Origin of the sequence: Serratia sp. root2 (genome assembly GCF_031931805.1) — a bacterium.
GTDB classification, from domain to species: domain Bacteria; phylum Pseudomonadota; class Gammaproteobacteria; order Enterobacterales; family Enterobacteriaceae; genus Serratia; species Serratia inhibens.
Genome location: NZ_JAUJXB010000005.1, coordinates 152,229 through 164,965, shown reverse-complemented (window position 1 = coordinate 164,965; position 12,737 = coordinate 152,229). Strand labels below are relative to the sequence as shown.

9 protein-coding genes, 1 tRNA gene and 2 other RNA genes are annotated in these 12,737 nt (G+C 56.8%); all 12 read right to left on the bottom strand.

The window, feature by feature from the left end; genetic code table 11:
- Window positions 1-238: 238 nt before the first annotated feature.
- The 12 genes from dppF to uhpA all read right to left on the bottom strand — a co-directional run bounded on the left by dppF (window position 239) and on the right by uhpA (window position 12,699).
- A complete protein-coding gene (gene dppF, locus QZQ97_RS20195) occupies window positions 239-1,228 on the bottom strand; it encodes a dipeptide ABC transporter ATP-binding subunit DppF (protein WP_065505682.1) in 990 nt (329 codons plus the stop codon).
- Window positions 1,225-2,205 (bottom strand): dipeptide ABC transporter ATP-binding protein, encoded by a 981-nt coding sequence (dppD, locus tag QZQ97_RS20190; protein ID WP_311994899.1) that lies wholly within the window; start codon window positions 2,203-2,205, stop codon window positions 1,225-1,227. Before dppD ends, dppF begins: the two co-directional genes overlap by 4 nt.
- A 15-nt stretch (window positions 2,206-2,220) precedes the next feature.
- The gene (gene dppC / locus QZQ97_RS20185; protein WP_311994898.1) at window positions 2,221-3,123 is read right to left on the bottom strand and encodes a dipeptide ABC transporter permease DppC; all 903 of its coding nucleotides are present in this window, start codon (window positions 3,121-3,123) and stop codon (window positions 2,221-2,223) included.
- Window positions 3,124-3,134: 11 nt separating this feature from the next.
- Window positions 3,135-4,154 carry a dipeptide ABC transporter permease DppB gene (gene dppB / locus QZQ97_RS20180; protein WP_065505679.1) on the bottom strand — a complete coding sequence of 340 codons (1,020 nt, stop codon included), beginning with the start codon at window positions 4,152-4,154 and terminating at the stop codon, window positions 3,135-3,137.
- 170 nt (window positions 4,155-4,324) lie between these two features.
- Window positions 4,325-5,932 (bottom strand): dipeptide ABC transporter periplasmic-binding protein DppA, encoded by a 1,608-nt coding sequence (gene dppA / locus QZQ97_RS20175; protein ID WP_311994897.1) that lies wholly within the window; start codon window positions 5,930-5,932, stop codon window positions 4,325-4,327.
- Between the two features lie 601 nt (window positions 5,933-6,533).
- The gene (locus tag QZQ97_RS20170) at window positions 6,534-8,225 is read right to left on the bottom strand and encodes a glycosyl hydrolase family 18 protein (RefSeq protein WP_311994896.1); all 1,692 of its coding nucleotides are present in this window, start codon (window positions 8,223-8,225) and stop codon (window positions 6,534-6,536) included.
- 392 nt (window positions 8,226-8,617) lie between these two features.
- Window positions 8,618-8,747: non-coding RNA, RtT sRNA (locus QZQ97_RS20165), on the bottom strand.
- Window positions 8,748-8,780: 33 nt separating this feature from the next.
- Window positions 8,781-8,910, bottom strand: a non-coding RNA gene (locus tag QZQ97_RS20160) — RtT sRNA.
- Between the two features lie 33 nt (window positions 8,911-8,943).
- Window positions 8,944-9,020 (bottom strand) — tRNA-Pro (locus QZQ97_RS20155).
- Window positions 9,021-9,139: 119 nt separating this feature from the next.
- Window positions 9,140-10,471, bottom strand: coding sequence for an MFS transporter (locus QZQ97_RS20150; RefSeq protein ID WP_311994895.1), 1,332 nt, complete (start codon window positions 10,469-10,471; stop codon window positions 9,140-9,142).
- A 96-nt stretch (window positions 10,472-10,567) separates the two neighbouring features.
- The gene (uhpB, locus tag QZQ97_RS20145; RefSeq protein ID WP_311994991.1) at window positions 10,568-12,109 is read right to left on the bottom strand and encodes a signal transduction histidine-protein kinase/phosphatase UhpB; all 1,542 of its coding nucleotides are present in this window, start codon (window positions 12,107-12,109) and stop codon (window positions 10,568-10,570) included.
- Window positions 12,109-12,699 (bottom strand): transcriptional regulator UhpA, encoded by a 591-nt coding sequence (gene uhpA, locus QZQ97_RS20140; protein ID WP_006316823.1) that lies wholly within the window; start codon window positions 12,697-12,699, stop codon window positions 12,109-12,111. The genes uhpB and uhpA overlap by 1 nt, the downstream gene beginning before the upstream one ends.
- Between the last annotated feature and the right edge of the window lie 38 nt (window positions 12,700-12,737).

The window sequence follows — 12,737 nt, the reverse complement described above, 5'->3', positions numbered from 1 at the left end:
CGCTGAACCGCCAGTCATTAAATATCGGGCTAATTAAGCGGGAGGATGACAGGTATGACGTTTTTAAGGATATTCCGAATATAAAGAATTTTTTTGAGGAGTTTCGGTAATAAATTAGATATTTATGGATATACCCGGAATAATTATTCAATAAATAAAATAAATAACGCCGGGCATTCGCCAAAAAAAACGCCGGCGCAAATGCCGGCGTTAACATTAATTATCAGTAATAACAGACTTATACGCCGGGATTTTCATCCTGATCGACCGCAAAGCAGGCCACCATCTGTTCGCCGTATTGCTTAAGCTGCGGTTGCAGCTGGGTGCATGGCCCGAAGGCGCGACGGCAGCGGGCATTGAATGCACAGCCCGGCGGCGGATTCATCGGGCTTGGCAGTTCGCCGGTCAGCTTGATGCGCTCGCGGCGCATATCCGGATTCAGGCGCGGCGTGGCAGACAACAGCGCCTGGGTATACGGATGGCGTGGGTTATTGAAAATGGCGTCTTTACTGCCCTTCTCTACACAACGACCGAGATACATCACCATCACCTCGTCGGCAATGTGCTCCACCACCGACAAATCATGAGAAATGAACACATAGGACAGCCCCAAATCCTGCTGCAGGTCCATCATCAGGTTCAGCACCTGCGCACGTACCGACACATCGAGTGCAGATACCGGCTCATCGGCAATCACCACGTCCGGGTTTAGCATCAGCCCACGCGCGATGGCGATACGCTGCCGCTGGCCGCCGGAAAACATGTGCGGGTAGCGATCGTAATGTTCGGTTTTCAGTCCGACCTTCGCCATCATCGCCAGCGCCTTTTCACGGCGCTCCGCACTGTTCAGCGATGTGTTGATCTGCAACGGTTCCTCGAGGATCTGCCCAACCTTTTTGCGTGGGTTGAGCGATCCGTAAGGATTCTGGAACACAATCTGGATCTTCTGGCGCCGCAGCTTCTCGGCGGTGACGTCCGGCTTCAGCAGATCCTGCCCCTGATAGTACAGCTCGCCGGCCGTCGGCACTTCGATCATCGTCAGCAGGCGGCCCAGGGTTGATTTGCCACAGCCTGATTCACCCACCACCGCCAACGTTTTACCACGCTCGAGGGTGAAGGAAACGCCATCCAGCGCTTTGACCAGCCGTTCCGGGGCAAACATCCCCTTCTTGACCGCATAATGTTTCTTCAGGTCAATCGCCTGCAATAAGGGTTGATTCTGGCTCATACGGTCGGCCTCCCCGCATCATCCAGCGGTGTGTGACATTTAACCTGACGGCCGGGAATGCTGCGCAATTCCGGCTCCTCAACACGGCAACGTTCATTGGCGTACGGGCAGCGCGGGTTGAGCAAACACCCGTTCGGGCGGTCGTATTTGCCCGGTACCACGCCCGGCAGCGAAGCCAGGCGCGCCTTGTCGGCGGCGAATTCCGGCAGCGCACGCAGTAGCGCCTGAGTGTAAGGGTGGCGCGGCGCGCGGAAGATCTCTGAGGCCTTGCCGGACTCCACCACCTGGCCGGCGTACATCACGATGATGTGGTGCGCCGCTTCGGCTACCAGCGCCAGATCGTGGGTGATCAGCAATAGCGCCATATTCTCGCGCTGCTGCAACTCCAGCAGCAGTTCGATAATTTGCGCCTGGATGGTCACGTCGAGCGCCGTGGTCGGTTCATCGGCAATCAGCAACTTCGGCCGACAGGCGATTGCCATCGCGATCATCACGCGCTGGCTCATCCCGCCGGAAAGCTGATGCGGGTACACGTCCAGCCGCGAGGCCGGATCGGGGATACCCACCTGGATCAGCAGATCGATAGCCCGCTGGCGGCGGGTACTGCGATTGCCGCCCTGATGCACCTTCAACGCTTCCATGATCTGGAAACCGACGGTGTAGCATGGGTTCAGGCTGGTCATCGGGTCCTGGAAGATCATCGCCACTTCCGAGCCCACCAGTTGGCGGCGCTCTTTTTCGGAAATCTTGCGCAGATCCTGGCCGTTAAACTCCAGTTTTTCGGCCATCACCTTACCGGGGAAATCGATCAATCCCATGATCGCCAGCGAACTGACGGACTTCCCGGAGCCGGATTCGCCGACGATGCCGACCACCTGGCCCTGCTCAATGCTGTAACTGATACGGTCTACCGCACGGAAGGGGGTGCCTTCGTCACCGAAGTGCACCGAAAGCTTGTCTACATTTAATAACGCCATCTCTCTCGTCCTCTGTTACTGCTTGAGTTTGGGGTCGAGAGCGTCACGCAAGCCGTCCCCCATCAGGTTGAATGCAAGCACCGTCAGCAGAATCGCCACACCGGGGAAGGTCACGACCCACCAGGCGCTTTGGGCGAACTGCAGCACGTCGGAGAGCATGGTGCCCCACTCCGGCGTTGGCGGTTGCGCCCCCATGCCCAGAAAGCCGAGAGCGGCCATATCCAGAATGGCATTCGAGAAGCCAAGAGAGGCCTGGACGATCAGCGGCGCCAGGCAGTTTGGCAAGATGTTGATAAACATTTGGCGCAGCGCACCGGCACCCGCCACGCGTGAGGCAGTGACGTAGTCGCGGTTCACTTCCACCAGCACCGCCGCACGGGTCAGACGCACATAATGCGGCAAGGCGACGAAGGTCAGCGCCAGCGAGGCGTTAACGATGGAGGGGCCGAAGATCGCCACCAGCACCAGCGCCAACAGCAGGCTTGGCAACGCCAGCATGATGTCGACGATGCGCATGATGACCGCATCCACCACACCGCCGAAGTAACCGGCCAACAGGCCCAGCACTACGCCCATGATCAGCGACAGCACCACCACCAGACAACCGACCAGCAGCGACAACCGCGCGCCGTACATCAGGCGCGACAGCACATCGCGACCCACATCGTCGGTACCGAGGAAATACTGCCAGCTGCCTCCTTCCTGCCAGGCCGGTGGCCTGAGCAGCGCGTCGCGGAACTGATCCGCCGGGGCATGCGGCGCCAATACGCCGGCACCAATGGCAATCACAAACATCAAAACGATATAAACCAGGCCGACAACGGCCCCTTTGTTGCGCTTGAAATAGTGCCAGAACTCCTGGAACGGGCTCATGGGCTTCGGCGCACCTTTAACAACAGGCTCAGTGACTTGAGACATTAGAGCGCCCCTTATTTCTTGTGGCGAATACGCGGGTTGACCACGCCGTAGAGCACGTCTACCAGCAGGTTAACCAGAATAATCATACAGGCGACCAGCAACACGCCGCCCTGAACGACCGGGTAGTCGCGACGTTGCAGCGCGTCCATCAGCCAACGCCCCAGGCCCGGCCAGGAGAAGATGGTTTCGGTCAGAATGGCGCCGGCCAGCATGGTGCCGACCTGCAGGCCGATGACCGTCACTACCGGCAACAGGGCATTGCGCAACGCATGCACCACAATCACCCGCATACGGCTCACACCCTTGGCGCGTGCGGTACGGATGTAATCTTCGCCAAGCACTTCCAGCATCGAGGAGCGCGTCATGCGCACGATAACCGCCAGCGGGATGGTGCCGAGCACGATGGCCGGCAGGATCATGTGCATTACCGCATCCTTGAAGTCGCCCGGTTCGCCCCAGATCAGGGTGTCGATCAGCATAAAGCCGGTCAGCGGCAGGCTATCATCGAGGAATACCGTATCGCTGACGCGCCCCGATACCGGCGTCAGGTTCAGCTGCACCGATACCAGCATGATCAGCATCATGCCCCACCAGAAAATCGGCATCGAATAGCCGGTCAACGAAATGCCCACAGCGGTGTGATCGAATATCGACCCCCGCCGGACCGCCGCCAGCACGCCAACCGGAATGCCCACCAGCACGGCGAAGATCATCGCGCAGAAACCGAGCTCCAGCGTGGCTTTAAAGCGTGGAACAAACTCTTCCCACACCGAGATGCGGCTCTTGAGGGAAGTACCCAAATCGCCATGCAGCACGTTGGATACGTAAGTGAAGTATTGTTGATAAAGCGGCTTGTCCAGCCCCATTTCCGCCATCAACTGCGCATGGCGTTCTGCGGAGATCCCGCGTTCCCCGGCCATGATGGTCACCGGGTCACCCGGGATCATATGGACGAATGCAAAAGTCAGCAAAGTTATGCCGATAAACGTTGGGATAACTAACCCCAAACGTCGGAGTATGAACTGCAACATATCCCGAACTCTCTGTATAAAATGCCCGGCAGCTCATCGTCCGCCAGGCTTATTAAAGCTCACACACTTTGAACAACCCTGATGCCATACGACGGGGACTACTCAGCAGGGGCGCAACCTGTTGCGCCCCTGCCAAGTCCTTTTGTGCATCCCCGGCCGAAGGGCCAGAATCAATCTAGAGAGACGTTCTCAAAGTGATGCTTACCAAGCGGATCCACGACGTAGCCTTTCACTTCTTTACGCACGGGCTCATACACGGTGGAGTGAGCGACAATCAGCGCCGGAGCCTGATCGTGCATCACTACCTGAGCCTGTTTGTACAGTTCTACGCGTTTGTCGTGGTTCGATTCGGCGCGTGCCGGTTGAATCAGATCTTCAAACGGCTTGTAGCACCAGCGGGAGTAGTTGGAGCCGTCTTTCGCTGCGGCGCAGCTGAACAGCGTGGCGAAGAAGTTATCCGGATCCCCGTTGTCGCCGGTCCAGCCCATCATCACCGTCTGATGTTCGCCCGCCTTGGCGCGCTTGAGGTATTCACCCCACTCATAGGTCACGATTTTGGCTTTCACGCCGATTTTCGCCCAGTCGTTCTGGATCATTTCCGCCATGCGACGCGCATTCGGGTTATACGGACGCTGTACCGGCATCGCCCACAGATCGATGGCGAAACCGTCAGCCATACCGGCTTCTTTCAGCAGTTCTTTGGCCTTGACCGGATCGTAAGTGTAATCCTTCACCGCGTCGTTATAGCCCCACATGGTCGGTGGGATCAGGTTCTTGGCCGCCTGGCCCGCACCCTGATACACCGCGTCGATGATCGCCTGCTTGTTGACCGCCAGGGTCAGCGCCTGACGCACTTTCAGGTTATCCAGCGGTTTTTTCTCGACGTTGAACGACAGATAACCCACGTTCAGCCCCGGTTTTTCCATCAGGTTGATGGTTTTGTCCTGCTTCATACGAGCGATATCAGCCGGGTTCGGGAAAGGCATCACCTGGCACTCGTTTTTCTGCAGCTTGGCATAACGCACGGAAGCGTCAGGCGTAATGGAGAAGACTAAACGGTCGATCTTCGGCTTGGTGCCCCAGTAACCGTCAAATGCCTTGTACAGGATTTTGGAGTCTTTCTGGTATTGCAGCAGCTGGAACGGGCCGGTACCGACCGGGTTCAGGTCTACTTTTTCCGGCGTGCCGGCTTTCATCATGTTGTCGGCGTATTCGGCTGACAGGATGGACGCGAAGTCCATGCCCAGATCGGCCAGGAACGGTGACTCCGGACGGTTCAGCACGAAGCGCACGGTGTTATCGTCCACTTTTTCGATTTTGGCGATCAGCTTCGGCATGTCCATGCCTTCAAAGTACTCATAGCTGCCGCCGGAGACTTTATGATAGGCATTGTTCGCGTCCAGCTGACGTTCGAACGAGAACACCACGTCGTCGGCGTTAAAATCGCGGGTCGGTTTGAAGTCTTTGTTGCTCTGCCACTTCACGCCTTTACGCAGGTGGAAAGTGTAGGTTTTGCCGTCTTCGCTGACGTCCCATTTTTCGGCCAGGCCCGGCTCCAACTCGGTGGTGCCGATTTTGAATTCGACCAAACGGTTATAGATGGGCACCGAGCTGGCGTCATAAGTGGTACCCGAGGTGAACAGCTGCGGGTTGAACCCTTCCGGGGACCCTTCAGAACAGTAAACCAACGTTTTTGCCTGCACGCTGGCCGCTACGGTCAACGCAATCAGCCCAATCCCGAATTTCAGAATCCCTGTTTTTCCCAAGGAACTTGTCATCGCTGTGCTCCGTTATGTGATGTGATGTGTGTATTACTGCCAGACCCTATATTTTTTTTTGCGCGGCCTGTGCAGTCGGTGCCCGAAGGCAGAAGGGATAAACGCGCGAGAGAGCCGGGTAGAACGCATCCCGACGGGGCGTCTGAGCGCGTGGAATTCACTCAAACAACTCTCGCTCTTACCCCTGAGGCTACCAAATTGCCAACTGTTTGGGGTGTCGTCAATATAACCAGTAGGGATTTACACAGACTGTGAGAAACAGCAAACAAACATAAAAAAAACCTTTTTTTAACAGTTACAGCATTAAAAATTATGCTATGCGGTCATTTTTAGCTCGATAGGCTGCTCTGCAGAAAGTTATTGGTATTTAACTCCGAGAAAAAACTAAAAAAGTTTGTTGTTGAATGATGAATATCTGAACGGTTATTTTCGTTATCTAGGTTAAAAACAGGATGAAATGCTGATTACTTACTCGAAAGGGTGAGGCAGGGTTGTCTTTTTTGAGCCCTGTGACGTCACAATCTGTGCGACGTGAAAAAACTTTCGGCTGTCAAAAAGCCGGGGGCGAAAGGATATCCCCCGGCAACGTGCTACAACCGAATTATTGCGCGCCGGCGCTATTGCCCAGACTGGTATTCATATTGTTCAGAATATCCCCGTTGTCGGCGTCAATTTCCCAGGAGAACAATCCCCCCAACTGCTTATCCAGCACATACTTGCCTTTCGCCTGCACCGAGCGCGGATCGTCAAAGGTGATCAGGTCGCCGGTAGACGGCTTGAACACATAAGGCGCTTCTGCGGTGGCGTCATAGTTGTACTGCCATTCGCCGCTCATAAACTCGTTGGCGATTTGGCGGTAATCCACGATGCCATTTTCCCAGGTGCCTTTCACCGGCCCGGTGGCGGTGCCGGTAAACGGATTGTTGTTCTGGTAACCGCTCACGCCGGTCCAGCCACGGCCGTACTTGGCCGCACCCACCACAATTTTGCCCGGCTTCACGCCCTGCGCCAGCAACGCATTGACGCCGTTAACCGTGGTATAAGCCGTGTCCGGTTTCCAGGCCGGCGCTTTCAGCGCGGTCTGGTGGCCCAGATTTTTCAGATCAAAAGCGCCATAGAAGTCGTAGCTCATCAGGAAGATGTGATCCATCGAGTTCTGCGCGGTGTTGTAATCCACTTTGTCGATCTTGTCCTTACCGGCGCTGATGGCGGAGGTCAGCTCATACTTGCGGCCGGTTTCCGCCGAAAGCTGATCCAGCATGGCCCGCAAATCTTTCATCAACTGCACGTAGGTCGCTCCGTCCTGCGCGCTGCCCAGTTTTGGATTAGCACCCTCCCCACCCGGGAATTCCCAGTCGATATCCACACCGTCAAAGAACTTCCAGGTCTGCAGGAACTCTTTCACCGAACCGACGAAGCGATCGCGCTTCACCTTATCTCCCATAAAGAAGAACGGGTCGGAGAGCGTCCAGCCGCCAATAGACGGCAGGATTTTCAGATCAGGACGCGCCTGTTTGAGCGCCATCAGCTGGCCGAAGTTACCTTTGTAGGGGTCATCCCAGGCAGTAACGCCCTTCTGCCCTTTCTGCAGCGCGGCGAACGGATCGTGGATTGACACCTTAAAGTCCTCGCGGCCCTGGCAGGAGCGTTGCAGCGCCTGGAAGCTGCCTTCGATCTCTTTCAGGCTGTCGTTAATGCCGTCGCCGCCGCAGACCGGGATAAACCCGTACAGCAAATGCGTCAGGTTCTGCGCCGGGATTTTGTCGACGGTGAAATTACGGCCGTAAACGCCCCATTCAACAAAATAGGAACCTACGACTTTTCCGGAATCTTGTTTATAAGGTTTATTCTTTTCCAGCAGCGGTTCTTTTAACGGCGCCAAATGGCTGCCGTCGGTATCCGCCACCACAATTTCAGTCGCGTCGCTGGCGGTGCAACCTTCAGCATTGCATAATGCCACCTGCATTTGATAACGGCCGCCTTTATTAACCTTGAAGTTTGCCGTGCCCGAAGCGCCGGTTGACGCGCCGCTCCAGACTTCTTTGCCGTTTAATAGCACTTTAGCCGTGGTACCGGTATCGCCATTCCATAAATTCCATGAAACGGAAACATCCGCGGCAGTTTTTACTTTCACCAGATTATTATAAGCCGTCGCCGCCTGATCAACCTCGACAATGGCGAACTTGGTATTACCCCAGGCCAGCGTTGGCTTGCCCGGTGTAGCGGCCTGCGCCGCAGAACACAGCGTGCTGCCGATCAGCAACGCCAACAGCGGTTTATTAAATTTGCGCATAACTGATTCCTTTATTCCGAGAGGATAAACGTAAAAAAGTGAATGACGGCCGCCTATGTTCGGAGAAAATAAACTCCGCAATAATATTGGCCAATTAAAGTAAAAAATATCAAATATCTTGCCACACAACGGGAATTAATTAATTCCGCTGTATGTACTCAGACTATAGATAAAACCGCCGGTAAAACAATAGCGCTATCAACCGGGTTTTATTGGCCAACGGTGAATTTATTTAAATATGAATAAAGGGAGCAGCCAGGAATAAGGAGAGTAAATTAATTAGTGAGGAAGGATGAATGTTTTTCATGGGAGTGCGTGAATTCTGGACGCTGGGTGCAAAACACAAACGCCAGGCGAAAAAAAACCTGCTTAAAAAGCAGGTTTCTTAAATGTGGTCGGCGAGAGAGGATTACGCGCATCTTTGATGCTTGCCCTGCGGGCCGTTGCTAAAGCAACGTGGTCTCGCTACGCTCGGCTCAAACCTCCTTCGGAGGTGCTCATCCTCTTGAACGCCAGGCGAAAAAAAACCTGCTTAAAAAGCAGGTTTCTTAAATGTGGTCGGCGAGAGAGGATTACGCGCATCTTTGATGCTTGCCCTGCGGGCCGTTGCTAAAGCAACGTGGTCTCGCTGCGCTCGGCTCAAACCTCCTTCGGAGGTGCTCATCCTCTTGAACAACAGGCGAAAAAAAACCTGCTTAAAAAGCAGGTTTCTTAAATGTGGTCGGCGAGAGAGGATTCGAACCTCCGACCCACTGGTCCCAAACCAGTTGCGCTACCAAGCTGCGCTACTCGCCGATGGGGGCGCATGTTACTGCCGGCCATCATAGGCGTCAATGACTTTTTCAATCGCGCCCGTCAAGTGGCGATAAAAGCGGCATAAAGCGCTGCACCAGAGCCTGCGCAGCGCTTTTTCATTATGCCTTGGCGGTATTCAGCGCCGGCGACTGAGCGCGCAGGAACGGCAACAGGAACAGCGCGGACAGGCAGGCGGCGATGGAGATCACCACAAAGAAACCGTTCCAGTGCCAGATTTCCATCACCCGCGCGATCGGGTAGCCGGACAGCGCCGCACCAAGGTAAGCGAACAGGCCGACAAAACCGGTCGCCGCGCCGGCAGCATCCTTGTGCGAACATTCCGCCGCCGCCATGCCGATCAGCATCTGCGGGCCAAAGATGAAGAAACCGATGGCAAAGAAGCAGGCGGCCTGCAACAGGAAGGTGACGCCCGGCATGATCCACAGCGCCGCAACCGACAGGAAGATACCGATGGCGAAGATCAGGTTCATTGGCCCACGGTTGCCGCGGAACAGCTTGTCAGAACCCCAGCCGGCCACCAGCGAGCCGATAAATCCGCCCACTTCGAACAGGGAGATCGCCGAGTTGGCGGTCATCAGCGAATAGCCTTTCTCCTGCGTCAGATACAGGTTGCCCCAGTCGTTGATCGCGGTACGTACGATGTACACCAGCACGTAAGACACCGCCAGCAGCCAGATGTACTTGTTGGTCAGCACATAGCGCTTGATGATTTCCCGGTTGGTCAGCCCCTGGCCTTCCGATTCCTGCACCAGTTCCATGGCGTCGTTGCGCCATTTGCCGACGCTGGGCAGGCCCATGGTGGACGGCTTGTCACGCAGGCGCCAGCACATCAACAGGCCCAGCACCACGCCGATGATGCCCGGAATGATCATGCCGTAGCGCCAGCTGAAGTGCAGCGAGATAAAGCCGACCAGCAGCGGGATCAGCGCGCCGCCAAAGTTGTGCGAGGTGTTCCAAATAGCCCACCAGCCGCCGCGCTCGGAGCGGGAGTACCAACTGGTGAGGATTTTGGAGCATGGCGGCCAGCCCCAACCCTGGAAGAAGGCGTTGAGGATCCACAGCGTGCCCAGCATCAGCAGCGACGAGCTGAGGCCGAAGAAGATGTTGAGTATGCCGGTCATGATCAGGCCCAGCCCCATGAAATAACGCGGGTTGGAGCGATCGCTGATCATGCCCGAGATAAACTTCGAACAGCCGTAGGTGATGTAAAACAGCGTGCCGAGGATGCCGACATCGGACATCGTCAGGCCAAGATCGCTCAGCATTGCCGGCATGATGAAGTTGAAGCTTTTACGCGTGAAGTAAAACGCGGCATAGCCGATATACATCGTCCACATCAGCTGGATACGCCAGTATTTATAGCTGGCATCGATCTGTTTTTGATCGGTGACCTGCGGCACATCCTGGCGGCTTTTAAGGAAAGACCACATGTGAAACCTCAGAAAGAGTGGGAAAAGTGCCGCTATCATGCTGCGCGCGCGCGCGAATGGCTTACGCCGGATTCCCGACGCGACTAGGAGTATTTCCTAGTTTTGCCCCTCTGTCAGTGAAACTGTGGGTAAGATCACATTCAAACAGGTGCCCTGTTCTGACGTCAACCGCAGCCGGCCGCCCAGCGCGCTGATACGCTCCTGCATGCCGCGCAGGCCATAACCCGGCTCGTGGCTGGCCAGATCGATACCCACGCCGTTATCGCGAATGGTCAGCAGGATTTGCGGCAGCTGCCCTTTGCGGCGGCCAAGACGCGCATCCAGCTCAATCCGGCTGGCGGCAGCATGACGACAGACATTGGTCACCGCCTCCTGGCACACCCGATACAGCGTAATCTTCAGCGTTTCGTCCAGCAGCTCATCCGGCACCTGCCACTGCATCACGCTCACCAGCGAGGCATCTTGCGGCAGTGATTCACGCAGCATCGCCGCCACCGCCGCCGACAGCGGCAGGTTATTCAACGCCGCCGGCCACAGTTGGGTCAGCACGTCATGTACGCCGTCATAGACCCGCAGCGCCAGCGTATCTATGGCTTCGGCGCAACCCACCACCTGCGGATGCGGTGCCAGGCGTTTAATGATACTGGCCTGGGTACGGATGACGGTGATGGTCTGCCCGACCTCATCGTGCAGTTCCCGTGCCACCTCACGCCGGGTCTGTTCCTCTGCGGTGACCAACGCACGCGCCAGTTGGCGGTTCTCCGTCAGCCGCAACCGCAGTTGCTGGTTCAGTTCGCGCTGGCGCTGGATGCCCGCGCCGAGCAACAGGCCGGTCAGGCTCTGGGCCAGCAGCGACAACAGCAGATCGCGATGTGATTCCGGCTGCGGCGGCTCGTTGGCCACCAGCACCACGCCGTTGAGCAGCGTCGCCAACAGCGCGCCCTGCCAGCCATAGCGATAGGACATAAAGACAATCGGAATAGCCAGGCAGAACGGTGCGAAGCGGCGCAGCTCGGCGGCGTTCACCTGTTGCTGGAGCCAGATGCTGAGCGCGAACAGCAGCAGATAGCTGGCCAGATGGTGCAAACGCAACGTCACCGGTTTATGGATCAGGCCCGGTTCGAGCGGCACCCAGATTTGCCGCGCCAGATAATGCCACAGCAGCAGGCAGGTCGGCGCAATGGTGAAACCGCCAGCCAGGCCTAGCAGCAGCACGCGCGCACCCTCACCGTTCACCAGTTGCCACACCATGGCCTGCAACAGTGCAGCCACCGCCACCACCGCGCCCTGCAGCAGTGGCCATTGCCATTCACTGTCGCTTTGCTGATGGCGCAACAGCCAGGGGGAGGCCAGCAGGCTGAGCAGCACCGTCAGCGCCAGTACCACCACCGAAGCCCACAGCGCCGGACCATAGCCGAACTGATCCGCCAACAGCACCATCAGCAGCAGATCGGCCAGCAAAATCCCAGGCCAGAAACGGTAAGGGCTTTGCAGCAAAATGCCCATGCGCAGGCCAAACGGGAACAGCAACAGCGCCTGCCACGGCGGGTCGATCAGCGCAGTTCCTATGCCCCACAGGCAAAAAGCGCTGGTGGCGTAGATAAAGAACAGCGCCAACTGGGTGATCAGGCGTTGCATCACAGATTCAGCATCCGCTTGGCCAGTTCGACGTTGTTATTGATACCCAGCTTGGCGAACAAATTAGCGCGATGCACATGCACCGTTTTCGGCGACAGCCCCAGTGCGACGGCGATCTCCCGCACTTCTTGTCCCTGCGCCAGCAGCAGCGCGATTTCGCGTTCGCGGCGGGTGAGCGGATCGACCTTCACCCGCGCCAGCTGTTGGGCGATTTCAGGCATCAGGTACACACCACCGCTGGCGACGGTGCGCACCGCGGTGATCAAATCTTCCGGCTTGCAGCGCTTGGACAAAAAGCCGCAGGCGCCGCGCTCCAATGCCAGCTCCACCAGCGCCGGATTGTCATGCATCGACAGCATCACAACCCGGATCCCTGATGGAATGTCCGCCAGCAAATCCAGCCCGCTGCCGTCCGGCATCGAAATATCGCAGATGCAGATTTCCGCCTCCAGGCCCGGCAATCCGGCGCGCGCCTGAGCCGCGCTGCTGAACTCTCCGACCACCTGAATATCCGCCTCCAGCGACAGCAGTTGTACAAAGCCCGATCGCACAATGTCATGATCGTCAATAAACGCCACGCGCAAGGTCATGGAAATCTCCGGTCCGAGGGGAAAGTGCGCAAGTATAC